The sequence below is a fragment of the Pantoea sp. PvP021 genome, assembly GCF_054056055.1.
In genome coordinates this window covers 443620-468320 of record NZ_JBSRXX010000002.1, presented here as the reverse complement: position 1 = coordinate 468320, position 24701 = coordinate 443620, and the positions used below count along the sequence as shown (strand labels likewise).

Sequence of the window (24701 nt, the reverse complement as noted above, 5' to 3'; positions counted from 1 at the left end):
GTTGCCGATATAAGCGTTAACGTGACATCGCCATGAGCGAGAGATCGTCCAGCGTGAGGGTTTCGCCATCATAGCGATGACGCAGGAGATGGTAGCTTTCGCATTCAATAATCTGCTCAACCGCGTCCGAAAAGATAGTCATGGCGCTGCGCATCTGGCTCAGATAGTCATGGGTGTCATAGACCCGATCGATTCCTTCCAGCGCATGGTTCATGATTTTTCGGGCGACGTCATTAGGCGTGTCGAGCGCTGAGAGTTTTGAACGCGCAGTTCTGCGCAGATCGCGCGGGGTAAACGCCTCCAGTCCCAGCCCACGGGGAGCGCGGATCATCCGGCGAAGTGCCTGATTCAACGCGCCTTTTGACAGCGGCTGTTGCGGATCGCGTGGCGCGGGCACCAGCCAGGGTGAAGCCGGGTCGGCGGCGCGCAGCAACGCTTCGATGCACTGACGCATCAGCGGTGAAATGGGCAGCACATGCTCCCGCTGCGACTTATTGCGCGTACCCTGCATCCACAATCCTAATTGCAGATCGAACTCCGCTTTCTGCGCCTGCACAATTTCATCCGGCCGCCGGGCGCTGACCAGGCATAAACGCAGCGCCCAGCGCGCCTGTTCCGAAAGCGCCCAGTTATCCAGCCCGTGCCAGAACACCCAGATTTCTGAATCGGTAAGTTGCCGACTGCGCGGCGGCGTAGCGCGACCCGCGACATCACGCTTTTTCATTGAAGCTATGGGTGAATGATCGAGATAGCCCTGCATCTCGGCCCAGGCAAGAAATTGTTTGGTCAGCGCGAACACCCGCCGCGCCTCCTCTTTTTTACCGTCGGCGATCAGAATGTTATATAGCCGGTTAAGGCGTAAGCGGTTCAGCGTTTTGAGTGGCTGCGAACCGATGTTCGGCAGGACATGTTTCAGCAATGAGGAGATGGCGATCTCAGGACGACGCCGGCTGATCAGCAGCGAGAGTTTTACCCAGACCTTCATCACCTGCTCCACCGTGCCTTCATCGCCAAAATTATCCAGCTCGCTGAGTGAAGCCTTTTTAACCTGCTCCAGCCAGATCAGTACATGGCGGCCTACGTGGGCTGAACGCGCAGGGATCTGTGTCAGATCTGGGGTCACATTTATACCTGTTAGACATGAAGAGCGGGCCATTCTATCCATTGTTTATCTATGACTCCAGACCTAATAAGTCTGGAGTCACAAAGACGCGTTCTGATGAAATCTGAGGAAGTTTTCGGGTGATGACCAACAAGTAAAACTAACGTCACTTCTCCCTTCTGGTCACGGTTATGGGGAATAAATAGCCCATTGTTATGGAATGTAAAGGTGGCTTACCGCGATATACAATGATAACTATTATCATTATCATACGCATTTGCTTACATGCCTTAATACTTCAGGGAGATTTTCTAAGTGAATGTAACCATGCGTGTCCATCAGCGCCCTGTTGCGCTACTGCTGGCCGGTTTATTGAGTACCTCTGCTAACGGCGCTAATCAGGAAGAGACAGAAAAGCTGGCTGATGATGAGACGATGCTTGTCACTGCTGAACAGGAGCTGAAACAGCAGCCTGGCGTTTCGGTGATCACCTCGCAGGACATTGAGAAAAACCCGCCGGTCAACGACCTTTCCGACATTATCCGTAAAATGCCAGGCGTTAACCTTACCGGCAACAGCGCCAACGGCGTACGCGGTAACAATCGTCAGATCGATATTCGCGGCATGGGGCCGGAAAATACGCTGATTCTGATCGATGGTGTGCCGACCACCTCGCGCAATTCGGTGCGTTATAGCTGGCGCGGCGAGCGCGATTCCCGCGGTGACTCAAACTGGGTACCACCAGAAATGGTTGAACGGATTGAAGTGATTCGTGGACCGGCGGCAGCGCGTTACGGTTCCGGCGCGGCCGGTGGCGTGGTTAATATCATTACCAAACGCCCGACCAATGACTGGAGCGGATCGCTGTCGCTCTACACTAACCAGCCGGAAGATGATAAAGAAGGCGCAACCCGCCGCGCTAACTTTAACCTGAGTGGTCCGCTGGCGGGCGATGCTCTGACCATGCGGCTCTATGGCAACATCAACAAAACCGACAGCGATGCTTTCGACATTAACCAGTCGCACAATGGCTCCGGCGCCGCCGGTCGCGAAGGCGTTCGCAATAAAGACATCAACAGCGTGCTGTCGTGGAAGATCACGCGATTACAGGTGCTGGATTTCAGCTACGGATACAGCCGTCAGGGCAACATTTACACCGGGGATACCCAGTACAGCAACGGTGCCGGTAATGCCTTGATCGAATCTCTCGATGGTTCAGAAACCAACCGTCTGTATCGTCAGACCTGGGGCCTTGCGCATAATGGCATCTGGGACTGGGGACAATCTAAGCTCACCTTTAACTATGAAAAGACCAATAACACCCGCCTGAATGAAGGCACGGCGGGTGCGGGTGAAGGCCGGATCAACAGCAACACGTTCTCAACCAGTCGCTTTGAAAGTTACCGGGCAGGAGGCGAAGTCAGCTTCCCGCTGGAACTGCTGCGTGAACAGACCGTTACGCTGGGAGCCGAGTGGAACCGTGATGAGCTGAACGATCCAAATTCAATGAACGGCACCAGTGCGCCTGGCGTATCCATCGACGGTGTCAGTGGTGATGCGGGCAGCCGCAACAGTAAAAACAGCGCAACGCTGAGCTCACTCTATTTTGAAGATAATATTGCTGCGACCGATAGCACTGAAGTGATCCCCGGTCTGCGTTTTGATTATCACGACACCTTTGGTGCGAACTGGAGTCCGTCGCTCAATATTTCTCAGGCTCTGGGAGAAAGTTTTACCCTGAAAGCGGGTATCGCCCGTGCGTTTAAAGCCCCTAACCTTTATCAGTCCAGCGAAGGCTATTTACTGGCGACGCGGGGAAATGGCTGTCCGATCAACGTTACCCGTGGCAGTTGTTATCTGCTGGGTAATGAAAATCTCGATCCTGAAGTCAGCGTTAATAAAGAGCTGGGTATTGAGTTCAGCCAGGATGGCTATATTGCGGGTATCACCTGGTTCCGCAATGACTATAAAAACAAAATCGTCTCCGGGACGGAGGTGCTGGGTTACGCCTCTAATGGTAACAATATCCTGCAATGGAGTAACGGCGGCAAAGCGGTAGTGGAAGGTCTGGAAGGCAATTTCACTATCCCGCTGGTCAGTGAAGAGCTGGAGTGGCGGACTAACGCAACTTATATGATCGAGTCGAAGGATAAAAAGACCGGCAATCCGCTGTCGATTATTCCTGAATACACGATCAATACAATGCTGGACTGGCAGGTGACGCAGGATTTCTCCACTAATCTGAACTGGACGATGTATGGCCGTCAGAAACCACGCCAGTATGCGGAATCCCGCACAGAAAACAATTCAATGTCGAATCGCGAAGTTGGTGCTTATTCAGTATTTGGGGTCAATTTTAATTATGACATCACCAAAAATCTGCGTGCCAATGCCGGGATTAATAACCTGCTGGATAAACAGCTATATCGCGAGGCTGATGGCGCATCGACCTATAACGAACCGGGACGCGCTTATTATGCCGGGCTGACAATGTCCTTCTGATCTGCAGCAGCGCTTCCCGGTGGAGGCGCTGTTTTATCTTCATCGACTAACCTCCGGTTTACACTCTCCCCGTTTTATCTTCTCAATGCTGATCTCTGGCTGCCGCTTAACGAGCCGGAAAGTATCTGACTCACGGGTATGGCATTAAATACTTACATTCCCTCTGGAAAGCGTAACGACAGGTAACTAATGTCGTGATTCCTGTATCCCGGCCAGCGAAACACCCCAGAGTGCGGCTATGCTCTGTCGGGTTCAACCTGCAACTATAACTAACTATCAGGATATTAAGTGATGAAAAAATTATCAGTTATCGTTATTGCTACCGGACTGTTTTTGTCGGTGAATTTACAGGCTAATGCCCAGGGCTGTCTTAAGGGAGCCGCAGTAGGCGGCGTCGCAGGTCATGTTGCTCATCATGGTGTGGCCGGTGCCGCAGCGGGCTGCGCAGTCGGTCATCATATGGCGAAGAAAAAACAGAAAGAGGCTGAGCAAAATCAGCAGTCTCAAAAATAAGCTGAGGTTGTAGCATCGATGTAAATCAGCCGATTACCGGGCAAAGATGATGTCCGGTGATCGCTGAGTGATAACTATTCTGAGTCTGTTGACTCACAAAAGCACGGCGAATTAAGGGCAGCCGGTTATGCTAATTATATTTATTTGAACCCGATGTCTTTAAAGGTGCAGTGATTTAGGTGAGTGACCAGAAATTTGAATAAGGCACGCCTATTTTTAATTCAGACATTGGAAAACTTCTTTTGAAAAAACGTCCTTTATCGACCCAGCCGCACAATGCCATGCCATCTGAATATTCAATTACCACCATTATTCTTCTTCTTTTTTTTCGCCGAACAATTGTGCCCACTTCAATCATGCGGATGCCTTAACCGCACTATTGCCGGTTACGTCATGGTTGTCTGAAAGTATCGTTCTGACAATGAAGTCATTACTTTTTCTCAGATCTCCAATCTCTGGCTGGAGTTTTCCATATATCCGCATACCTTCCATCATCATGAAAATGCTGTGAGCCATTACTCGCGCATCTTCATCCTGGCGAAATACCCGCTGATCCTGGCCTCTTTTTAAGATATTCTCTAACTCGTTAATTAAACGGTTAAATTTAAAGGAAACTTTGCCTTTAACCTCTTCGTCTCCGGGTAAAAGCTCGCTGGCTGCCGCAATAGTAAAGCACCCTTTCTCTCCGGCAGGAGCAGATGATAACTGAGCCACAAATTCGAGCGTTTCTCGCAAGGCAGCTTCTGGCGACATTTCTGCATTTCGTTTCACTGTCCTTGAAATGCCTTCATCCATGTATCTCTGCAAAGCAGCCAGGTAGATAGCGCGCTTATCGGGATAAAGTTTATAGATGCTGGCACTTGCCAGACCCGATGCTTTCATTAGGTCAGCCATAGATGTTGCCTGATATCCCGTCTGCCAGAAGCATTCAAGTGCGGTGTTGAGGAAGGTCTCTGGATCGAATTCTCTGGGTCTGCCTGCTGATGCTTTCATAAGGTTCTCTTGTGCTGACGATTGATTGTAGATCGATCAATCTACAATTAAAAGGCTTTATCTAAACCTTGTGTTAAAAGTCATGCTTTTCGCCTGGTAAAATTTAATGCTGAGTCAGCGGACTAACACAGGTGAGAGATTGGCCGCCTTCTGGCGGCGGCAGGCAAATACTTATAATGGGATTACAGTCTGGACCTGATGTTGAAAAACGTAGGGATCTGATAACAACTCATATTGTTCATCATCCGGATAGGTAACGGCAATCTTATACTGGTCGCCTGCAAAGGCTTTGATGGCTTCTAAATCTTCCCAGTACGTCGCAAGGAAGAAATGTTCCCATTCGCCCTGCGTTTCTCTGCGTACATAGGCTCCCAGATTCCCTGGCGTCGCTTCTGAATGTTCAACACCAGTCTTCTGCAAGTGAGTTGCAAAACCTTCGGCGTGCCTGACCGGTACGCATCCGTGCCATGTTCTGACAATCATGTTGCTATCCTCATGTTGTTGAAGAGTTTTAACCATAACATGACAATGCAGGAACAACGATTCGTTTTCTGGGGGTGTAAGATGGAATATTAATAAATTACTTACCGGCTAGTTGACCATAAACAGAGCGTCGGGCATACAAACAATCGCCCATTTTGACCATCATAAAGCTCATGCTTTTTGTCTTAAGAAAGACCGACGTGATAACCTTCGAACATACGATAATTTCGCCTGACGTTTGGTTTACCATGAGAACTAACCGGTTCAGGGAACTGCCGCTTATCAGCGCCAAATACTTAAGACTCAGGGAGAGAGCTGCCAATGAATACCTATTCAACCCGCCGTTTCGCGCTGTTAATTACCGGAGTGCTTGGCTGCTTATTTACTTTTTTTGTGTGGCGCAATGAAATTGACCGTAATACCTTTCTGACTCAACCTGTGCTCGACGCATTATGGTGTGCCGTCCTGCCGCTGGGACTGGCTCTTTTTTTTATTATTAAAAAATGGGGTAAAGGTGAGGCTGTCAACGGCATAATGAATAACATCAAACTTTTCGCAGGGTCCGTTCTGCTGATGGCCTTTTTTAGCTATATGCTGCTGACCACGGTTATCTGGCTTCTTCCGGGCACCCTCAGCAAGTATACCGCTTATAGCGAGTTTTCGGGCGGCGGGCGTCACGACTGTTCGGGTGTTGAGGTTAACGACCCGGACCTGCAAAGACGGATAAAGGTCTGTGAACCCGTGGGCAATTATTTTGCCGGCGGAACGGTTCGCGTGACTAAACGAAGCAATGCGGCAGGCATGAGCATTGTTAACGCTAAAATCAAAGAGTAAACGTCATTACGCAGCTCGGGGCCTGAGTACCTTCAGGCCCACACATAAACAGCATGATTTCTTTATACAACAGCCGTCATTCTTTTGTTAAAACTCAGAACTCGATATCTTCCAGGCTGAAGATTTCAGTCTGATCATTGTAGGAAAAAATTATGCCAGAATCATAATCACCATCGTGAGCAATACCCAGCCTATGGCGTGAATATCTTTATGCATGATAGCCTGAGCCAGATAGCCGCCTACGCCGGGCAGCGTATAAGCGTTATTGCCCACGGTGATCGCTTCGGAGGCCACGAAAAAGAACCAGCCACCAGACATTGACATCATCATGTTCCAGATCAGCCCCGGAACGGCAAAAGGCACGTCCAGTTTCCAGAAACATTGCCATGCTGTCAGATGGAAACTGCGGGAAACCTCCACCAAATCCGCAGATACGGTGCGTAACGATTGATAGAAGCTAAAGGTCATGTTCCATGACTGGCTGGTGAACAATGCGAAGATCGCCGCCAGCTCTACGCCCAGTACCTGTCCAGGAAACAGCGCAATAAAGAACGTCACGGTAAAAGAGATTTAGCCTAGCACCGGAACGGATTGCAGAATATCGAGTGTGTATGAGTAAATCCCTCAAACTTTTTTTTATACCCGCGCCATGAATTTATAAAAATTATAGGCTGATGTCAGCTGATGTATCTTTATTGCAACGGCTGAATACTGTGATGACTGAATCAATTCACTTAAACCAGGGATACTCGTTTGTGTTAAAACAATGTTTCAAGGCAACCAGGCCTGAAACATGACGGAGCAGAAATGAGAACGCAGAAGCGATGTATGGGATATGTGGCCATCGTGGTTGATGACTATGATCGGGCAATTGAGTATTACACCGAAAAGCTGGGTTTTACCCTTGTTGAGGATACACCGCAGCCAGGTAAACGCTGGGTTGTAGTTACACCTGACCCTGAAAGCGATTGCAATCTTCTTCTGGCTCGCGCTTCAGATGACAGACAGGAAGGTTTTATCGGCAATCAGTGCGGCGGAAGAGTATTCCTTTTTCTACAGACGGATGACTTCTGGCGAGACTATAAAGCCATGAAATCGAAAGGCGTTACATTCTCCCAGGAGCCTCGTGAAGAGGAGTACGGAACCGTGGTGGTTTTTGAAGATCTGTACGGCAACCGCTGGGACCTTTATCAGAACAGGCAGAATTAAACACCAAAGCCAGTTGTGTATCAGGCATTCAGATGAATAATCAAAGCACGAACCCTGCCGGGATACTTCAGATCAGCGGGGAGTTTTTTGCAGCATCCCCTGAGCACTCAGCTGTCAGTTAAGCGCTCGCAAGCAACCGAGCGCGTCTGATAACAGACTTACTTTCCTCACCAGCTATAACATTCAGATCCGCAAATCAGTTTCACTAATCCAGCGATCTATCCGATATTTTTAGCTGCGCCCTGGCATTATAAAAACGACGATAGGATAAATAGACAGCAATGATCGTTGACAGACTGGCGGTCCCTATCAGCATAAACGTGACCATAATCTGATACTTAATCGCCTTGAGCGGATCTATTCCGGCAAAAATCAGTCCGGACATCATCCCTGGCAGGCTGACCAGTCCGACAGTTTTGGCAGCGTCCACCGTCGGCATCATGGCTGTACGAATGCTGTCGGCAATGATGCGGCCAGATGCCAGCTTCACCGATGCGCCAAGGCTCAGCATCTCCATAATTTTCTGCTGGTTGTCGCTGAAGCGCTTGTTCAGGTTGCAGTAACAGAGCCCTACTGCGACCATGGCATTACCGGCGATCATGCCCGTGATGGGGATGACCTGCATCGGAACAAACGCTATCGCCCCGCTCAGCACCAGAATCGTAAGCGTGATGACGGTGCCACTAAAAATAGCGACAAACGATATCGTAAAGGCGTTATCAATATTTCGACCGCGTTTACCGGCGTTGATCGCGGCATTAACGCAGATAAACAGCACCATCAATACCGTCAGCAAGCTGTTATTAACATCGAATATCGACTTTAATACAAAGCCGACAATCACCAGCTGAATTATCGCCCGGAATACACTCCAGAGAATATCTTTGCTCATGCCGAGCTTTTCTTTCTGGCTGATAAGCAGCGCTATAGCCACCAGCGTCAGTGACAGCAACAGCGAGGTGTCACTGATATTATGCTGATTCACGCTTATTCTCCTTTTCTGGCGGCTCAAGGCGAAGCACCTGCTCAGCCTGCTGAATATCGTTAACGTCATGGCTAATCCGCACCACGGCTACCTTTTCTTCAGCTGAGATCCGGTTAATCAGTGAAAGTACTGATAGTCTGTTCTCTTCATCAAGTGCGCTGGTGACTTCATCCAGTAACAGTACCTCAGGCATAAACTGCAGATTGCGCAGTAGTCCGACACGCTGCTTTTCTCCGCCTGAAAGTTGTTCAACAGGTTTATTCAGCATATCCGGAGAGAGATTTACGCTTTCCAGCGCAGCAACAAGTTTGCCCCGCTGAGGTTTCTGACGGCGAATCTGCCATGGCAGCGCCAGGTTGTCATATACCGTCTGACCAAACAGTTGCGGCGTCTGAAAACAGTACGACACCTGCTGTCGATAGGCCTCTGCTCTCAGCGTGGTGATATCACTGTTCCTGAAGAAAAGTTGCCCGGAGGTGGGGGTAATCAGCGAAGCAAGGATTTTGAGGAAGGTACTTTTTCCGCTTCCGGATGGACCGGTCAGCAAGACGCAATCACCCTGATATAACTGCAGGGAGACCGGTTTCAGTAGCTGACGATCCCCGACTGAAAAAGCGACATCCTGCACATCCAGCAGGGGTGAAACTCTGTCCATATTTACGCCTCAGGACCTGACAAAATGAGTGTTGGCAGTATCAAAAAAAGCAGGAGTTACCCTTCACAGGCAAATTACCGGTACTGCATGTTGCAGCGCACTCACACTGCTGGCGTGGGCGCTGCAAGGCAAATGTACATCAGGCTATGAAATATAAGGCATTTAATTGCGGCTATGCATTTTCTGAGTAAAAAAATAAATGTGTGAAGGTGTGCGCCAGCCAAAACTTAATACGATCCTGCGCGAGGAACGTGGCAGGTACCGGGTTTGGATCAGAGTGGCAGACCCGCTGCCACCCGACAATTATTTGTTTTCCCAGCTGGTTGAAACCGGGTTGGTTACGGTGTTTTTTTCCTGAGTATAGGTGCCGTTCTGCTGCGCAATGGCTTCACCCGTGTCCACAATGGCATTCTGAATAAAGACGTTCTGCCCGTCCCCCCTGACAAAGGTTAACTGATGAAAAGCGGTTTTATTGCCCCAGTCAGCAGAAGGCAGAGAGATAAAACGCACGGTGAAAGTTTCATCATCAAACTTGCCCTGCATAACGTAAACGCCGTAGTGGTTTTCGCCCTGAGAAATGATTTTATAGGTACCGTTGTCGTAATAATAAATCTCCGCATCCGGAAACGGCTTTTTGTCATACATTTTTCGGTAGTGCAGCACCTGTTTGATGGTGGGCTGGCCGAAGCTGACGGTGAGGTTTTTACCCTCTGCCGACGTCGTAAGACCTTCAGCGTGAACACTGCTCATCAGCATTAACAGACTTGTAGCGGCCATTGCGGTTGCTTTCACTCTCTTTCTCCTCAGCGGATTATGGGGACAACAAGCGTATAAGACCCCAGAACTTACACGGTGGTGAGTATCTGTTGAAGAGGCAGATAACATATTATTACACAATGTTATAATCACGCCCTGCAACCTGGCGACTTGAGCCGTAGTTGACCGGGTTGCCCGATATCGAAAGCGCTCGGATGCAGAAGGAAGCGGTTATCGCATTGAAAATAAAAAATAAACGCTAGGCTGACGTTTAACGTTCGCCAGTGACGCTTAATGCCGCAACGCGGTGGAAAGCTGTTTAACTGCTTAAACGAATATCGGTCTGCTGCCGGCCGCTATAACAAAACGGCGCAGACCGATATTTCGCGGGTATGTCCGGGCTTTATCCTGCTCTTTTACAGAAAGTCAGGAAATTAAGGAGACAGCCCAGGGCAAGGGGAACGTTTATTTCAGCGGTTCCGGCATCGTTACGATCCACAACTCGCTGTCCGACTCCGGTTTCTTCAGCGGCTTCACGCCGATCGTCGTTGCAACCGGCTTACCCTCTACAGTAAGTTCCCCCTTTTCGTTCAGCCGATAATCCTTGCGCTTCTTACCTTCCACCGGATTTTGCATGACCGTTTTCACGCCGAAGTCATTGTCATTGGCGACCGCCAGCGTTTTACTGTCGATCAGCGCCAGTCCTTCGGCCTTCTCCTGCTGCCAGCCGAGTTGACGTAAATCGACCACCAGCGTTTTTGCTGCGAGCATAATGCCTCGCTGCGCCAGCGCTTTCTCGTCATCCGACTCCGGATACTCACCAGGCTTGTCGAATGCGGCAAGATCGGTAGCCGCACTGAGGTCCACCTTATAGATAAGGTTGCGCATCACGTCGTTTTTATCGCTACCTTGTTCAATTAAGAGGATATGCTGATTATCGAGCGCCACGATATCGCCAATTTTGGCGTCGCTGTTTTTACTATAAGCCTCGCTGTCGATAGGGTATCCATACATCGCGGTTTTCCCGGTCGCCGGATCGAAGCTCACCAGGCGGGTAAAGCGCGCCTGCTTTTTACTTTTACCGTTGATATCCAGCGTACTCTGCACCGCGGCGATGATGCGCCCGTCCGGCATACGGGTAAGCCCTTCAAAACCACGATTAGGCTGACGCCACTTAAGAATATTAGGCAGTCCGCCCGCAATGGATTTTTCCCCTTCAATAGCCTGCGGCCCGTGAATCGCCAGAATCTTGCCGCGTTGATCAACGTTAATCAGAAACGGGCCATATTCGTCGCACAACCAGTACCCGCCCTTCCCGTCCGGCGTAATGCCTTCCGTATCCAGACCACGGTTATCGCCCTTCAGCACTTTCAGTGTGTCGCTTAACGCGACTTCATTGGTTGAGCCGATGACACCATCCTGTAGCGGCAATCCGTTGATATTGCCCTTGTCGTCATGCAGCGGTCTGGCATCCGTGGCTTCTGCTTTGCCGTTCTGCACCTGAATATTCATCAGCAGCGGAGCGAAGTCTGGCGTGACGAAAATTTTTGACTCATGTTTGCCCACATCGGGTGAGTCGGCATTCGGCCCACGATCGGTGACGGTCGCGAAGGTGAGCGCATCCCCCTGCTTACCGGTAAACAGCAAACCGGAGCCGATTCCCACCGGCAAACCATCCGGAAACGCACTGGCGAACGCGCCGCTGTAGCTCACGCGCGTACCTTCCGGAAAACTGACGATATAGTGCTCAGCCTGAGGTTGCGCCGCAAGACCAGAAAACGAGAGCGCACAACTGATAACCAAAGAAATCGTTTTTATTTTCATAATATTAAATCCATGAGAGAAAGCTGACAGCGTAAAGAACATAAATGACAGGGAAATGATATTTGCGGTAAAAACGGACAGCTAACAGGTTGATTTTGCCACCGTTAAGGCGCCGGCTGGTGAGGTGGTGAACGTATAGTGAACGTTGCCTTGTGCGCAACGCTGCCTGCTCAGTGCCAGGAGCTGACATTGGCAGAAAAATGATTGTTATTCATCACCATATTGCTATCGTTATGCACTTCCGGATGTGAACCACAGTTGAGAAAGCTTGCGGGCTACTCACTTTTCAAAAAAAGGATTTGATATGTTTATGCGCCGTGCTTCTCTGTTTTTAATGTCAATGATGGCTATATCCCAGGCCCAGGCTGCTAACCTGCGGGCTGCCGATGTAATCACCTTTGATGTTGCCGGGGTAAAAACCGGTATGGATTATGATGAAGCCGTAAAAGCCATGACTGAGCACTTTCATGTGCCAGCATCATCGTTAGACGTTGATAAATACCCGGCTCTAAATGTGGTAACAGGAGATAAGCAGCCACAGTATATTGCTTACGAAAAAAACGGCGTCAAACTGCTTGTACATTTTGAAGGCCGTGTTCCTGCAGATCCGAAACATGCGCTGGCTGTGTCTCAGATTTCTTACGAGCTCCCATACTCCACTGAGAATAAAAATGCCATGGCCAAAGCCGCCGTTGAAAAATATGGTGTCCAGTCAAATGCACCTTATACACCAATGGTTTGGTGTAAAGCGCCCGGAAAAATGGCAACCATGGCATGCGGCCCGGATCCTGAGCAGCCGGTACTGAAATTATCAGGCACATCCCTGGAGATGAATGACCCATCATGGACAAATGCCCGTATTAAACTGATGGACAGTAAACAAACCCGCACACCTGGTTTCTAAAGTGACTGATGCCGCCAGATGATCTTCTGGCGGCTAAGTGCCAGACGCTGATCATGGTTTTATGACAAAGGCTGAAGAGCAGCAGGTAATATTCAGGCGAGATGATTATCAAACGTGATGCGGGACAGATCTGCACAAAGCCAGCTCAGATAAGCTTTCAGTCCTTATTGAAAATTTTTATAAAACATACACAGAGCCTCAGCCACCAGCAGGCTGGCATTTCCTAATGACTTTAATCTGACTCAACGCCCATAACAAACCTCGATCAGACACATGATTTCTTAAAGTCCAGGCTGATAAAAGATGACAAGGCCATACTCTCTGCAATGAGGTGGTGAGTAACTCCCAGAGCCAGTTTGCATACGGAAATGTGTACTCGCTCCGGAAGAATTTTCATAGGTTGAAACTGCGAACTGAACTGATGTTCTGGTTACAGTAAATCAAAGACAGGCTGTACATCCCTGTATTTACCTGTGGTAAGTGTTCATCAATGTGTGATGTTTATTGTTCAGGCGATTTTTCTATGCCGCTAGCAGAATTACTTATTCGCATCTGAAGACGAGAAATGTGCCCGGTGATATCTGCAGTTCTTTCTGCTAATCCCCGGATAGCACTGGCGATGACAGAAAACCCACGGCCATGTACACCTGCTCTCGCGGCTTCGATACTGGCGTTCAGTGAAATGAGTTTGATCTGCGCAGCAATAATCCCGTTTTCAGAGACGAGTTCGGCAATTTCTTTTGCGGTTTCGGCGGTCTGAATGTTTCGCCTGACTTCGCTTTCCTCATGTCTGCCACGGTCTTTACGGCCCTGAATATCAATAAGCGCACCGACGGCACGCAAAGGGGTACCATCAGGTGCACGTTTAGTCTGCCCGCGGGCCTGAAACCACCGGTACTCACCACTCCGCAGTTTAAGACGATATTCAATATCAAAACCGGTTTTACCACTGAAGTCCATCAGGTGGCTGACGAAAGCATCGAGCGCATTCTGTTTGTCATCCGGGTGAAGGCGTGATGCCCAGCTGTCCATCACATCAGGGAACTCTTCAATGGTTTCAAAACCCAGCAGCTTCCTGAACTGCGGTGACCACCAGAATACGTTGTCGGGATTCAGGGGATTTCCGCCAATAATATCCAGATCCCAGAGGCCGTCATTAAGCATTTCGCGCGACAGGTCAAAACGGGTGGAGACAATATCAAACTTGCGGGACTGTGACGTTTCTTCTTCTGTATTCTCTATAACGGCAACCAGGCGCGGCGGCGTAAATTCACGACTGTATGATGCACGGATGCAAAACCACTGAAAGGTATTTGCGCCAGTTTTGATCAGGCAGCGTAACAGCTTTTCATCACCGCTATGTTTGAGTGTATGACTTATCAAACCTTTGAACGCTTCCCGGAAATCCGCATGGATCATCTGGATCAGCGAAGAGAGCCCGACCTCCTTCTGCAGAGGCAATCCCATAAGCTGGCGTGCTTCAGGTGAAACAAATGCAGGCGCGTCACTTTTAAGATCGGTCGTCTCAACATACCAGTAGCCTTTCTGGCTGAGGTTCATAATACATTTCAGCAGCGTGGCATCACTATGATCCACATCCATCGTTTCATCGATAAATTTCTCAGCGATATCCATCGTTGTCGGCTCTTTGGCGGACTGTTTCCGGAATAAATTCAGCATTATTTCTCCTGGTGAGCATATACAGGCATAAAAATATGCCTGAAAGGGTTATCGGCAGAACCTTCTGGATATTCAGTTAAAGGTCGCTGGTTTGAATTAATACTGTAACAAGATGCTATAGATAGCTCGCCAGCGACAACTACCGGAGCTGATGTGATGGATGAGCCTCACCGCCAGCGGGCTAAATTTATTTTTTTGAAATCATGTGGCGCGAAATTATCTTTGGTCTATGATATCTGAAAAATTTCAGGCCTTATAATCCCGACGCTCCGATCCCCCATGAAGATTCACAGTGAATTGTTATGCTGAGTTTTGACATACGGTTGTGAGTTTATATTTTCCGGCTATCGCAGGTATTAAATGAGTGGCTTAGCTTTGAGCTGCCACCTCTGCCTGCAGACAAAAGTCCGGACATGACTTATTGATATCCATAAGTATAATTCGTCAACGCATAAGAGAGCCTGGCTGCTGATCATATTAAATGCATTAACAGGGTTTAATATTTAACTTAAGCGATATTTTTATGGAATTGGTTTCAATTTGTTTCTGGTTTACCATACCAGATACCATCAGCCTCATGCAGACCCGTGAGTTAAATAAATATGGCATTTTATGTTCATGAAACTTGCCCGCTCACTGACATCATAGCTATGTATCTCGTACTTAATAACCGTAGACAATTTAAGGCCTCCGGAAAAACGACGTTTGCAAAAGATTAATTTCCCGCCGCAAACAAAACAGGGTTTTAAAAAAGGTTTTCTATTCCGTTCCCGCTCAGGTCATCAATGCCTTACAGAAATACGTTTCAGGATATTTAAATGAATGAAAAATTGAAAGATGCTGATGCTCGTGCAACTTATCAGCAGCTAATTAAATCGGGCGAGTTTAAACCTTTTTTTCAGCCGATAGTCTCACTTGAGGATCAGCATGTAGTGGGTTTTGAATTGCTGGCACGGCGTATTTTGCCCGAAGGGCTTATCGTATCTCCGGCTGAGTTCATTCCGGCTATGGAACATCATGGGTTACTCAATGAGCTGATGACAAGTCTGGCCGCTCAGGGATTCATGACAGCGAGCACCTGGCCAGAACACCAGTTTCTGTCTTTAAACGTTTCTCCTTCACAACTGAACGGTAAGCACCTTCCCGAAATTTTAAGAAAACTGGCTGAACGTTATCAGTTCAGCCTTTCGCGGCTCAGGATAGAAATCACCGAGACAGCATTGATCGATGATATTGAGACGGCTCATGCAGAACTCGAAGCATTGTCTGAAATGGGTTGTATGATTGCTATGGATGACTTTGGCACCGGCTGTTCAAGCCTTGCCTGGCTTATCCAGCTTCCCGCCAGCACGATTAAGATTGATGGCAGTTTTATTCGTTCAATGCTTCAGAAAAAGGATAGCCGGAAAATTATCTCCAGCGTAGTCGGTTTGGGCCGCAGCCTGGATATGGACGTCATTGCTGAGGGTGTTGAAACAGAGGAACAAGCTGAGATGTTGCGGGGTATCGGCTGCGCTTATGCACAAGGCTACTTATTCAGCAGGCCGATCCCGGCTGAAGAAACACATAATTTTCTCACCGCTGGCTCTGGCCGTAAATTTCATAGTCGTGTGGCACGAATGTCTCTTGAGCAGCGCGCGCATCAAATTTCATCGATGTTTGCTGCGCCTGACACCTCTATCTGCTTTCTTAGCCCTGAACTGATGATTGTTGACGCAAGTGATACCTTTGCAGCGCGGGTTGGCTGGCCAATGCAGGACATTACCCATCGCCATATTTTTGAAGTGATACCGTCTCAAGCTGAGAAGCTGCTTTGGTTGCAGGATTTCAGGACAAAAGGTCTTCCTTACCCTCCGTTTGAAGTAAAGCTGCCCGGCGGTAGCACCGATTTGGTTATGATTACGCGGGTGGAGGATGAGGCAAAAGATTTACTGGGGTTTTGTGTGTTTGGCTTTAACATTGACCGTCAGAACAGCCTTGTTCAGCCTTAGTGCCAGTTTACGACATCAGATGATACTTCCCTGTCGCTAAAATAACCTTAACGGTGCAGGCTTCAGTTTCAGGTTGTTAGCTGAAGATGGGGAAAATGTCCGCCTGGTCGGAAGCGGACATTATTAACAACGCCTCTTTTCATCAACTAATTGCAGCCACTTCACTTTCAATCTTTATGCATCAGCCTGGTCAGCATCTCGCAGAAGGCCTCGCTTGCTGGATTAACGCGGTGTTTATTCAGGCGTAGCAGGCAATCGACCGACGGCAGAGGCATCAATTTCTCAAGTTCAGGCACGCTACAAATCGCTTTATCAACGCTATATTGATTGAGTATTCCCACACCCAGCCCCGTGTTTATCGCCGCAAGCATACCTGCTACTGAAGGACACTCCAGCATCACAGCAAATGGAATGTTTGCCTGGCGAAGTTTCTCCTCAGCCAGGTTACGGTAATAGCAATCCGGTCCCCAGGTAATAAGCTTCAGGCTCTTATCCGAGTCATGTCGCCAGGCAGGCGTTGCGTACCAGTATAAATTTTCACTCCACAATACCTTATCTTCCGTCGATGCCGTGCCCGTGAAATCCTGATGTAAAATGATCTCCAGACTTCCTTCAGAAAAATGCTGACGCAGGAGATGACTTTGCTCCACCACCAGTTGTATATCCACCTCTGGATGGTGGTGAGTGAAGGTTGAAATCACCCCGCATATTTCAGTCATTGAGATGTGTTCAGTGACCCCAATTCGCAGCTTGCCACGCAGCGCCGAAGGCGAAAAATAGGCTACGGCATGATCGTGTTCAGTGAGTATTTTTTCCGCATGTTGCAGCAGAACGCTGCCCTTTTCTGTCGGAACGGCTTTTCCGGCGATTCGCGTTAGTAGCTGGCATTGAAGTTGATCCTCAAGCCGTCTGAGCTTCCAGCTTACAGCGGACTGGCTCAGGTTGAGGAGTAATGCGGCCTTACTCATATTGCCCGTTTGCAGCACGGTCCGGAACACTCTGAGTGAGTCAACGGAGAGTCGTTTATTCATTTTTGTATGACAAAAGTAGGATTGCAGCGGGAAATAATGTCACTGGCGTCATATTCAGTCAACGGATAGCCTGACTGAAACAAACACAACGGAGAAAGCCGATGCCCGCTAATAACCCATTACTGAATGACGACGTTCTGATAAATGGTTGTCGCATTGCGACCGGAGTCCATGGTTCAGGAACACCTCTGGTGCTGGTTCATGGCACGCCCGCACACTCAATAATCTGGCAGTCACTGGTGCCGGTATTTGTCGATGCGGGTTTTCATGTTCATCTGTATGACCTGGCTGGGTTTGGCGCGTCAGAGCGCCCTTTGACTGCTGATACCTCGGTTGCCGCACAAGTGGGTTATCTGATAAGGCTGCTTGAACACTGGCAGATCGAAAAAACAGATCTTTTTGGTCACGATATCGGTGGGGCCATTTCACTCAGACTGGCGTTCGACAACCCATCCCTTCTGAAGACGCTTACGATTGCCGATATTCCCAGCTACAACTCCTGGCCTTCGCCCACATGGAGAGATATGCGGGATAATTATGCGGATTATGCGCTGATCCCCGCCACTGAGCATTACCGCGCGATGTGGCACCAGTTAAAGATGGCGGTTTTTAATAAGGATCGTATGACTGAGCAGCGGCTGGAAAATTATCTTGCACCGCTTTGTGGTGTGGTAGGGCAACCTTCATTTTATCAGCATCAGGTTGCGCACTATAATGAGTGTTACACCAGTGACTTTGCAGAAAAATTGCCGCAACTCCGGCTGCCAGTACAGATTTTATGGGGCGCCGAAGATGAATGGCAACCCGTTGAGTATGCAAGGCGTTTGCAGCGCGACATCGTCTCTTCCACGTTGCATATCTTTGAACAGGCCGGGCACTTTTTAATGGAAGATGCCCCCTTGCCAGTCGCCGCACAGGTAATTGATTTTGTTAATCAACATAATATGAGGTAGAGCCATGATCCTGATCGGAATGCTGGATTCACCCTATGTCAGACGGGTTGCTATTTACATGAAAGTATTGGGTATTCAATTCGAGCATCGCCCGCTTTCGGTATTCGGCGATTTTGATGCCTTAACGAAAATTAACCCGGCCGTTAAAGTTCCAACGCTTATCACAGATGATAATCAGGTGCTGATCGATTCCACACTAATCATTCATTACCTTGAGAAATATTGCGGTCATTCGCCTGCACCTACATCAGCGTCCGGCGTAGAAGAGTTCCGGGATCTGCATCTTACCGGCTTCGCCCTGGCCGCCTGCGAAAAAGCGGTGCAGATTGTGTACGAACAGCGCCTCAGGCCGGAAGAAAAACAGCATCAGCCCTGGGTGGATCGCGTAACTCAACAACTGCATGGTGCCTGGCAGACGCTGGAGAACGGGCTGCGGGAAAGTCATCCTGACATGCTGTCCGTGGCCGGTATCAGCATCGCAGTGGCCTGGAGTTTTACAGAATTGATGCTGCCGGATACCATCAGCCGTGCGCTGTACCCGGAATTGGCCGGGTTTACATTGCTGGCCGAACAGCGACCGGAATTTCTGGCAACGCCTTTGATTTAATGAGGATGGGTTTTGTATATAAGAGCCCAATGATGCCTTACCTAATGTATAAAGAACTTATAGCTTTAGAATTAGTCGATAGCAAAAGGTGACTCAATGAGCACCAATTGAATATCTTCATACAATATAAATAACTCTTAATAATCTAATAAAGGAAAATAAACGTAACATCCGCTTTTTGCATATAACGGGCAATGCTCTGCTCTATGCCAGAAACGGGCGTTTATGATTTTGAATTAAGTATAAAAGTGCATACGATTTCAGAAAGCATTAACTTCCCGATACGAATTACAGAGACAGGCCTGACTCAGCAATAAAAACGATAAAGCAGCGTATTCTCGATGAGAGATATCGGCTGGCCGGCCAGAGTGCCGAGAAATACCCCTGCCTGGTACAGTAACCGGGCAATACCTCTTTCAGTTGCCCCGAATCCAAAGATTCACGTACGACAAAATCGGGCACATAGCTGATACCCATACTGACTGGTCTGCTACACGGATAACAACAATATATGAGTCAGCACCTGATGTCATACTGATGGCTTACGGTTAAACGTGACGGCCGGATTGAGAAATGAGCGATTGAAGAGCCCGAAAAATCTTAAACTTAATCTGATGTTCATCCTGTTAAGTGGCTGAAACACGCAGCTAACGCGTTGCGCGTACAGATAAATACATTCCCCACTGGAACGAATAACCTGCCACCTGCTGGCCTTTCCTTAAGTCAAATCCGCACCCCACCGCCATGATCGGGTTACACGTCAGTTATTGATAGTACCAGAGAAAACTGGAGTGAAAATAACGCGCGTTATCGTAACCTTAGAACTCTACATTTTTCATTCAAAAACAGTAACTTCTCCTCTGATTACAGTTCGCCTATGCTGGCTGCTCATTAAATTTCACTTCAGAAGGATCTGTTATGTTTGTTGTGCCCGCATCCTACAGTGCAGAGGCTGTTCAGTGCCTGTATGAAGTTATCGGCATACTCAACCTGAACGGCGTACGCTGCCACGTTATCTTTGACATTCAGGCATCCCGCGCCGCAGTGATCCAGGCGGACGCGACAGAGGAACATGGCGAAATGCGCCATCCTGTGCTGGCCGTGCTGGAAATGGAACGCGTAACGAGTATCAACACTATACTGCGCATCAAATCGTTCTGGACCGATTCCGAGGGCGCTCAATCAGGTGTGGAACCAGGCACGCTGGCAAAAGCGTTGTATAAAGCGCTGACAATAAAGAAACATATCACGCTGGTGGGATTGTAGGCATTCTGAAGCCCGTAAAGTACGGGCTGTAACTGTCAGGTGTTGAGAGAGATACACGCCGGGGATGAGCATGATAATTCCACAGGTGCACAAGAGTACTTAATGCTGATCCGCGCATCCTGCCCGATCGGGCGTCCGATGCCCGTGTGAAGATTCCGCTTTATTATTGACGTGTTGATACTGCTCTGTGTGAAGACACAGAGAATGCCTTGCCGAAGTCCCGGATGCGTTCCTCACGTCCCACGGCAAGGGCAAACAGCACGCCACCCACAATTGAGAACAGCCCCAGAACACCCCATGCCAGCGTCATATCACTACCGCCACCCAGGTGCTTGAGGTATCCGGCAACAAGGGGGCCGCCAGACTGTCCAATGAAGTTGCTGCATGCGCCGACAAAAGCCACCGCAGGAACTGCTTTCTTTGTCGGGAGAATTTCAGTTAGTCTGACGTAAACCAGCGGCACCAGCATCTTCATTGTCAGGCCGACAAACATGAACAAACCTATCTGAGCCCAGTAATATGACAGCGGCACAAAAGCGGCAGCCAGTAATGCCACACCACAGAGGACGGTGGGAATAGCGGCATGCAGTCGTCGCTCCTGGTTGTACTTATCTGAACGCCGGGTGATATACCAGATGCCCAGCATCGTCATCAGGAAAGGCATCCCACTGATGAGACCGACCATAAATTCACTGAGCGTGCCATATCCTTTGAGAGCTGTCGGCAGCCAGAGCGTAAAACCGTAAGCGAGCATGCTATGCAGGGAGTAGCCGATCAGCATCAGCCAGAGGGCCGGTATTTTGAGAATGGTCCACCAGGGATCGGATTTCTCATTCCTGTAGTTTGACTGCTCAGCGGCCAGGTCTTTCTGGATATAATCCCGATCTTCGGCACTCAGCCAGCCAGCGGCCTGAATACTTTTAGGAACCAGATAAAACCAGATGATGCAGAACAGCCAGGCCGGTGCACCTTCAATTACCATCATCAGGCGCCAGTTATGATGTGCAAGGATCCAGCCAGATATCGGACCGGCCAGAAACGCGCCCGCACCCAGGCTAAGATTCCAGATTCCGAATGCCCGCCCCCTTTCAGGCTTCATAAACCACTGGGCCAGGAACATGGCCGTGGCGGCCTGAATTGGACCTTCAGCGATGCCCAGTAAGAAACGGATCGCTACCAGTTCACCGAAGTTACGCGTCAGGCCGGTAAGCATTGCGCAGGCCCCAAACAGAAACAGGCTGATGCCGATTATTTTCCGTGATCCAAAACGGAGAGCCAGCCATCCTGCGGTAAATTGCGTGGCGACGTAACCCCAGGCAAAGGCACCGCCAAGCCAGCCGGCTTCAACAGGACTCAGGCCCATTTCAGCTGTTATATGGGGCAGCGCCATACCTATATTTACCCGATCAAAAAATGAAATGGTATACATGATGAATACGGCAGGTAATATAATTGTCCAGCGTTTATTTCCGATAAGCGCATGACCCTTGAGAGTTTTCTCACTCATGATAACTTCCTCATTTAACACTGTGGCAGGGGGAGGAAATGCTGATTTCAGATTCTTTTAAATATCAGTCAAAATTTTTTATTCATTACCCGTAGGATGTAACGGAGAAATGAGCGATCTGAAAGCAAAAGGCGCGGATAAACAGGCCGGGCGCCAGGGTTAATGAGTGGTTCGAAATGCCTGATATTTCTCAAAATTTCCAGTGCATATTTAATCCAAAAATAATATCTGAATGCCGATAATTCAATGGATGGCTGATATACCTACAAGAAGATGTTGTGCCTGAATCAAAGCCAGCCCTTCAACCCGAAATTATTAACAATGCTACCGTTAGCCAGTTCAATAACGCCCTCTCCTCTCAGATTCAGATAAATTTATTCTTCCTGAGGCGTCAGGTTAATTAAGAGATTGATATTTTCCCGCAGCCCCTCAACTTAACGAGGGGCGCAGTGACATTAAAGTAAGCGGAAACTTATTCAGCCAGCGCCCGCATTTCTTTAATGAGGTCTGATTTGCCTTCGAAACCGATACCCGGCAGTTCAGGCATAATAATATGGCCATCTTCAACTTTTACCGAGTCCGGGAAACCGCCGTAAGGCTGGAACAGATCAGGATAGCTTTCGTTACCACCCAGACCGAGGCCGGCGGCGATATTCAGGGACATCTGATGGCCGCCATGAGGTATGCAGCGTGACGGTGACCAGCCAAACTGCTCCAGCACATCCAGTGTGCGCAGATACTCAACCAGCCCATAGGAGAGCGCGCAGTCAAATTGCAGATAGTCGCGATCCGGACGCATACCGCCATATCGCAGCAGGTTTCGCGCGTCCTGATGAGAAAAGAGGTTTTCGCCCGTTGCCATTGCGCCTGGATAGAACTCCGACAGGGCTGCCTGCAGAGAATAATCGAGCGGATCGCCAACCTCTTCGTACCAAAAGAGCGGATATTCACGCAGCATTTTTGCGTAGGCAATACCGGTTTCCAGATCAAAGCGACCATTAGCATCAACGGCGAGGCGCGCTTCGCTGCCGATTTCTTCGAGTACGGCCTCAATACGGCGGCGGTCTTCGTCCAGAGAGGCACCACCGATTTTCATTTTCACAACGTTATAGCCGCGGTTCAGGTAGCCGCGCATTTCCTGTCGCAGTGCGCCAAGGTCTTTACCCGGATAGTAGTAACCCCCAGCCGCATAGACGAAGACGCGCGGATTAGCCTCAACGCCCTTCATTTCGGCCAGCAGGCGGAACAGCGGCTTGTTTGCAATTTTTGCCGTTGCATCCCAGATGGCCATGTCCAGGGTTCCCACTGCAACTGAACGCTCGCCATGACCGCCAGGCTTTTCGTTGCTCATCATCACAGCCCAGACTTTATGCGGATCCAGGTTGTTACCTTTGGCATTCAGCAGGCTTTCGGGATCGGCTTCAAGAATGCGATCGCGGAAGCGTTCCCGGATCAGGCCACCCTGGCCATAACGGCCGTTAGAGTTAAAGCCGTATCCCACTACACGGTGCCCGTCGACTTCAACATCGGTCACAACGGCGACCAGGCTTGTCGTCATCTTGCTGAAATCGATGTACGCATTACGAATAGGGGAAGCAATGGGTTTGGTAATTTCTACAACATCAAGGATGCGCATGATCTCTCCGGTAGTTCTCAGTCAAAGACTGTTTTACTAAAATACCTACGCAATCAGTTATGTCATGCCATCTGTTTATCGGCATTCATCGGCACAATGAAGTAGCGTAGTGTTAAGGGACCTGATTGTTCTGTCTGATATTATCCTAAGCAGTACATGGGTTCCGTTCTAATGCCAAAGAGGCAGCCTGTAATGCAAAATCGGCATCACCTGGAGTTAACCTGGCTTGAAGACTGTATTGCGCTGGCGCAATCACTCAATTTTTCCCGTGCGGCAGCTTCACGATATGTGACACAGCCTGCATTCAGCCGCAGAATCGTCTCGCTAGAAGAGTGGCTTGGCACGCCAATTTTTGAAAGAAATCGTCGGGGCGTCAGCCTGACCCGGGCCGGAGAGGTTTTCGTCAGGCAGGTGCCGGAACTTATTCGTGCGCTTTATACCCTGAGAAGTGAATCTATCGAGGCCGCAGGAGAAGCCCGGCCGGATGTTATTTTTTCCGCCACGCATGCCCTGTCATTTTCTTTTTTCCCGGCACTGATGCGTAACAACGAAAAAATTGCCCGCTTCGGATCTTTTCGACTGTTATCAGACTCATTAAGTGCCTGCGAACGCATGATTGAGAAAGGTGACGCGCAATTTCTGCTTTCTTATTACCATCCTCATATGCACATCCATCTCGATCAGTCGAAATATCTCAGCGTCCGGCTTGGACAGGAAGTTTTACAGCCTTATTCACGATGCGATCCGACAACGCGTGAGCCTCTATTCCATGCGTCAGGCGGTAAGAAGTTTCCTTTCCTCTCCTATTCTGCTGAATCCGGCCTGGGCCGCATCCTGTCTAATACCTCACAGGTTAACCGGGCCAGACGCGGAATGGATATTGCTTTCACGGCCGATCTTGCTGCCACCTTACTCGCCATGGTCAAAGCCGGAGACGGCATCGCATGGCTGCCGGAAACACTGGCAGCGCCGGATGTTGATGCTGGATCGATTGCCGTAGCATCTAATAAGGAGAGCGCACTCTGGATACCCATAGAGATCCGGCTGTTCAGACCCGCAGCGAGGATGTCCCGGGCGGTAGAAGCGTTGTGGGAAATTTTCTTAGATGGTCAAATCTGAGCGGAAAACCATTTTGCGCTGATCGCGACGGCATCTGAAATGAATAAAGCGAGAACACATCAGAACCACAATCTGACGCTCTAAGTGGCCTGACAAGCAGAGTAGCACAAACTACCCATATCAATATAAACACCGCTTGCCTTCATGCGAC

22 protein-coding genes and 2 pseudogenes are annotated in these 24701 nt (G+C 49.2%); 10 read left to right on the top strand and 14 right to left on the bottom strand.

Annotated features, from left to right (window positions below; translation table 11 throughout):
- Nucleotides 1-16: 16 nt before the first annotated feature.
- Nucleotides 17-1123, bottom strand: coding sequence for a tyrosine-type recombinase/integrase (locus ACVKSX_RS11390; RefSeq protein WP_191921685.1), 1107 nt, complete (start codon nucleotides 1121-1123; stop codon nucleotides 17-19).
- A gap of 306 nt (nucleotides 1124-1429) precedes the next feature.
- Between ACVKSX_RS11390 and ACVKSX_RS11385 the strand changes: the two genes are divergently transcribed.
- On the top strand, nucleotides 1430-3604 hold the full coding sequence (locus ACVKSX_RS11385) for a TonB-dependent siderophore receptor (RefSeq protein WP_354438810.1): 2175 nt from the start codon (nucleotides 1430-1432) through the stop codon (nucleotides 3602-3604).
- A 291-nt stretch (nucleotides 3605-3895) separates the two neighbouring features.
- A complete protein-coding gene (locus ACVKSX_RS11380) occupies nucleotides 3896-4117 on the top strand; it encodes a hypothetical protein (RefSeq protein WP_010247042.1) in 222 nt (73 codons plus the stop codon).
- 175 nt (nucleotides 4118-4292) lie between these two features.
- Here the strand turns inward: ACVKSX_RS11380 and ACVKSX_RS11375 are convergent, their stop codons facing one another.
- The 3 genes from ACVKSX_RS11375 to ACVKSX_RS11365 form a co-directional block, all read right to left on the bottom strand.
- Complete coding sequence (locus ACVKSX_RS11375) at nucleotides 4293-4475, bottom strand: hypothetical protein (protein ID WP_266093698.1); 183 nt, start codon at nucleotides 4473-4475, stop codon at nucleotides 4293-4295.
- A complete protein-coding gene (locus tag ACVKSX_RS11370; protein WP_010247041.1) occupies nucleotides 4472-5110 on the bottom strand; it encodes a TetR/AcrR family transcriptional regulator in 639 nt (212 codons plus the stop codon). The genes ACVKSX_RS11375 and ACVKSX_RS11370 overlap by 4 nt, the downstream gene beginning before the upstream one ends.
- Before the next feature lie 171 nt (nucleotides 5111-5281).
- A complete protein-coding gene (locus ACVKSX_RS11365; RefSeq protein WP_052270719.1) occupies nucleotides 5282-5593 on the bottom strand; it encodes an antibiotic biosynthesis monooxygenase in 312 nt (103 codons plus the stop codon).
- Between the two features lie 321 nt (nucleotides 5594-5914).
- On the opposite strand from ACVKSX_RS11365, the gene ACVKSX_RS11360 reads away from it, so the two are divergent.
- Complete coding sequence (locus ACVKSX_RS11360; RefSeq protein WP_010247039.1) at nucleotides 5915-6427, top strand: hypothetical protein; 513 nt, start codon at nucleotides 5915-5917, stop codon at nucleotides 6425-6427.
- Between the two features lie 153 nt (nucleotides 6428-6580).
- On the opposite strand, the pseudogene ACVKSX_RS11355 reads toward ACVKSX_RS11360, so the two are convergent.
- Nucleotides 6581-7033: pseudogene (locus ACVKSX_RS11355) on the bottom strand (ABC transporter permease subunit); the annotation flags it as partial.
- A gap of 201 nt (nucleotides 7034-7234) precedes the next feature.
- On the opposite strand from ACVKSX_RS11355, the gene ACVKSX_RS11350 reads away from it, so the two are divergent.
- Nucleotides 7235-7636 carry a VOC family protein gene (locus ACVKSX_RS11350; RefSeq protein WP_033760565.1) on the top strand — a complete coding sequence of 134 codons (402 nt, stop codon included), beginning with the start codon at nucleotides 7235-7237 and terminating at the stop codon, nucleotides 7634-7636.
- 205 nt (nucleotides 7637-7841) lie between these two features.
- On the opposite strand, the gene fetB is transcribed toward ACVKSX_RS11350, so the two are convergent.
- The 4 genes from fetB to ACVKSX_RS11330 all read right to left on the bottom strand — a co-directional run bounded on the left by fetB (nucleotide 7842) and on the right by ACVKSX_RS11330 (nucleotide 11856).
- A complete protein-coding gene (gene fetB / locus ACVKSX_RS11345; protein WP_354438606.1) occupies nucleotides 7842-8621 on the bottom strand; it encodes an iron efflux ABC transporter permease subunit FetB in 780 nt (259 codons plus the stop codon).
- The gene (gene fetA, locus ACVKSX_RS11340) at nucleotides 8608-9276 is read right to left on the bottom strand and encodes an iron efflux ABC transporter ATP-binding subunit FetA (protein ID WP_354438607.1); all 669 of its coding nucleotides are present in this window, start codon (nucleotides 9274-9276) and stop codon (nucleotides 8608-8610) included. The genes fetB and fetA overlap by 14 nt, the downstream gene beginning before the upstream one ends.
- A gap of 303 nt (nucleotides 9277-9579) precedes the next feature.
- Nucleotides 9580-10068, bottom strand: a complete 489-nt coding sequence (locus ACVKSX_RS11335) for a hypothetical protein (protein ID WP_033787078.1) — start codon at nucleotides 10066-10068, stop codon at nucleotides 9580-9582.
- Between the two features lie 429 nt (nucleotides 10069-10497).
- Nucleotides 10498-11856, bottom strand: a complete 1359-nt coding sequence (locus ACVKSX_RS11330) for an esterase-like activity of phytase family protein (protein WP_354438608.1) — start codon at nucleotides 11854-11856, stop codon at nucleotides 10498-10500.
- A gap of 304 nt (nucleotides 11857-12160) precedes the next feature.
- On the opposite strand from ACVKSX_RS11330, the gene ACVKSX_RS11325 reads away from it, so the two are divergent.
- A complete protein-coding gene (locus ACVKSX_RS11325) occupies nucleotides 12161-12760 on the top strand; it encodes a hypothetical protein (RefSeq protein WP_022624377.1) in 600 nt (199 codons plus the stop codon).
- A 501-nt stretch (nucleotides 12761-13261) separates the two neighbouring features.
- Here the strand turns inward: ACVKSX_RS11325 and ACVKSX_RS11320 are convergent.
- Nucleotides 13262-14440 carry a methyl-accepting chemotaxis protein gene (locus tag ACVKSX_RS11320; protein ID WP_010247031.1) on the bottom strand — a complete coding sequence of 393 codons (1179 nt, stop codon included), beginning with the start codon at nucleotides 14438-14440 and terminating at the stop codon, nucleotides 13262-13264.
- Nucleotides 14441-15258: 818 nt separating this feature from the next.
- On the opposite strand from ACVKSX_RS11320, the gene ACVKSX_RS11315 reads away from it, so the two are divergent.
- Nucleotides 15259-16431 (top strand): EAL domain-containing protein, encoded by a 1173-nt coding sequence (locus ACVKSX_RS11315; protein ID WP_010247030.1) that lies wholly within the window; start codon nucleotides 15259-15261, stop codon nucleotides 16429-16431.
- A gap of 167 nt (nucleotides 16432-16598) precedes the next feature.
- On the opposite strand, the gene ACVKSX_RS11310 is transcribed toward ACVKSX_RS11315, so the two are convergent.
- Nucleotides 16599-17462 carry a LysR family transcriptional regulator gene (locus ACVKSX_RS11310; RefSeq protein WP_191921689.1) on the bottom strand — a complete coding sequence of 288 codons (864 nt, stop codon included), beginning with the start codon at nucleotides 17460-17462 and terminating at the stop codon, nucleotides 16599-16601.
- Nucleotides 17463-17563: 101 nt separating this feature from the next.
- Between ACVKSX_RS11310 and ACVKSX_RS11305 the strand changes: the two genes are divergently transcribed.
- Both ACVKSX_RS11305 and ACVKSX_RS11300 read left to right on the top strand, forming a co-directional pair.
- Nucleotides 17564-18415: an alpha/beta fold hydrolase gene (locus ACVKSX_RS11305; protein ID WP_307381785.1), complete on the top strand. Its 852-nt coding sequence runs from the start codon at nucleotides 17564-17566 to the stop codon at nucleotides 18413-18415.
- Between the two features lie 4 nt (nucleotides 18416-18419).
- Nucleotides 18420-19022 carry a glutathione S-transferase gene (locus ACVKSX_RS11300; RefSeq protein WP_307381787.1) on the top strand — a complete coding sequence of 201 codons (603 nt, stop codon included), beginning with the start codon at nucleotides 18420-18422 and terminating at the stop codon, nucleotides 19020-19022.
- A 288-nt stretch (nucleotides 19023-19310) separates the two neighbouring features.
- Here ACVKSX_RS11300 and ACVKSX_RS11295 read toward each other — a convergent pair.
- A pseudogene (locus ACVKSX_RS11295) lies at nucleotides 19311-19499 on the bottom strand (LysR substrate-binding domain-containing protein); the annotation flags it as partial.
- 441 nt (nucleotides 19500-19940) lie between these two features.
- On the opposite strand from ACVKSX_RS11295, the gene ACVKSX_RS11290 reads away from it, so the two are divergent.
- On the top strand, nucleotides 19941-20288 hold the full coding sequence (locus ACVKSX_RS11290; RefSeq protein ID WP_354438610.1) for a hypothetical protein: 348 nt from the start codon (nucleotides 19941-19943) through the stop codon (nucleotides 20286-20288).
- A gap of 163 nt (nucleotides 20289-20451) precedes the next feature.
- On the opposite strand, the gene ACVKSX_RS11285 is transcribed toward ACVKSX_RS11290, so the two are convergent.
- Entirely contained in the window at nucleotides 20452-21795 is a 1344-nt protein-coding gene (locus ACVKSX_RS11285; RefSeq protein ID WP_191917394.1) for an MFS transporter, read from the bottom strand.
- A gap of 472 nt (nucleotides 21796-22267) precedes the next feature.
- Entirely contained in the window at nucleotides 22268-23431 is a 1164-nt protein-coding gene (locus tag ACVKSX_RS11280) for a mandelate racemase/muconate lactonizing enzyme family protein (RefSeq protein ID WP_158132353.1), read from the bottom strand.
- 192 nt (nucleotides 23432-23623) lie between these two features.
- Between ACVKSX_RS11280 and ACVKSX_RS11275 the strand changes: the two genes are divergently transcribed.
- Nucleotides 23624-24550 carry a LysR family transcriptional regulator gene (locus tag ACVKSX_RS11275; RefSeq protein WP_187512227.1) on the top strand — a complete coding sequence of 309 codons (927 nt, stop codon included), beginning with the start codon at nucleotides 23624-23626 and terminating at the stop codon, nucleotides 24548-24550.
- The last annotated feature ends 151 nt before the right edge of the window (nucleotides 24551-24701 follow it).

Excerpts from the sequence above, each read along its gene's own strand:
- ACVKSX_RS11315 (WP_010247030.1), top strand. The coding sequence starts at position 15,259 with ATGAATGAAAAATTGAAAGATGCTGATGCTCGTGCAACTTATCAGCAG.
- ACVKSX_RS11290 (WP_354438610.1), top strand. The coding sequence starts at position 19,941 with ATGTTTGTTGTGCCCGCATCCTACAGTGCAGAGGCTGTTCAGTGCCTG.
- ACVKSX_RS11360 (WP_010247039.1), top strand. The coding sequence starts at position 5,915 with ATGAATACCTATTCAACCCGCCGTTTCGCGCTGTTAATTACCGGAGTG.
- ACVKSX_RS11320 (WP_010247031.1), bottom strand. The coding sequence starts at position 14,440 with ATGCTGAATTTATTCCGGAAACAGTCCGCCAAAGAGCCGACAACGATG.
- ACVKSX_RS11330 (WP_354438608.1), bottom strand. The coding sequence starts at position 11,856 with ATGAAAATAAAAACGATTTCTTTGGTTATCAGTTGTGCGCTCTCGTTT.
- ACVKSX_RS11350 (WP_033760565.1), top strand. The coding sequence starts at position 7,235 with ATGAGAACGCAGAAGCGATGTATGGGATATGTGGCCATCGTGGTTGAT.
- ACVKSX_RS11310 (WP_191921689.1), bottom strand. The coding sequence starts at position 17,462 with ATGAATAAACGACTCTCCGTTGACTCACTCAGAGTGTTCCGGACCGTG.
- ACVKSX_RS11325 (WP_022624377.1), top strand. The coding sequence starts at position 12,161 with ATGTTTATGCGCCGTGCTTCTCTGTTTTTAATGTCAATGATGGCTATA.
- ACVKSX_RS11365 (WP_052270719.1), bottom strand. The coding sequence starts at position 5,593 with ATGATTGTCAGAACATGGCACGGATGCGTACCGGTCAGGCACGCCGAA.
- ACVKSX_RS11375 (WP_266093698.1), bottom strand. The coding sequence starts at position 4,475 with ATGATTGAAGTGGGCACAATTGTTCGGCGAAAAAAAAGAAGAAGAATA.
- ACVKSX_RS11305 (WP_307381785.1), top strand. The coding sequence starts at position 17,564 with ATGCCCGCTAATAACCCATTACTGAATGACGACGTTCTGATAAATGGT.
- ACVKSX_RS11370 (WP_010247041.1), bottom strand. The coding sequence starts at position 5,110 with ATGAAAGCATCAGCAGGCAGACCCAGAGAATTCGATCCAGAGACCTTC.
- fetA (WP_354438607.1), bottom strand. The coding sequence starts at position 9,276 with ATGGACAGAGTTTCACCCCTGCTGGATGTGCAGGATGTCGCTTTTTCA.
- ACVKSX_RS11385 (WP_354438810.1), top strand. The coding sequence starts at position 1,430 with ATGCGTGTCCATCAGCGCCCTGTTGCGCTACTGCTGGCCGGTTTATTG.
- ACVKSX_RS11380 (WP_010247042.1), top strand. The coding sequence starts at position 3,896 with ATGAAAAAATTATCAGTTATCGTTATTGCTACCGGACTGTTTTTGTCG.
- ACVKSX_RS11280 (WP_158132353.1), bottom strand. The coding sequence starts at position 23,431 with ATGCGCATCCTTGATGTTGTAGAAATTACCAAACCCATTGCTTCCCCT.
- ACVKSX_RS11275 (WP_187512227.1), top strand. The coding sequence starts at position 23,624 with ATGCAAAATCGGCATCACCTGGAGTTAACCTGGCTTGAAGACTGTATT.
- ACVKSX_RS11285 (WP_191917394.1), bottom strand. The coding sequence starts at position 21,795 with ATGAGTGAGAAAACTCTCAAGGGTCATGCGCTTATCGGAAATAAACGC.
- ACVKSX_RS11300 (WP_307381787.1), top strand. The coding sequence starts at position 18,420 with ATGATCCTGATCGGAATGCTGGATTCACCCTATGTCAGACGGGTTGCT.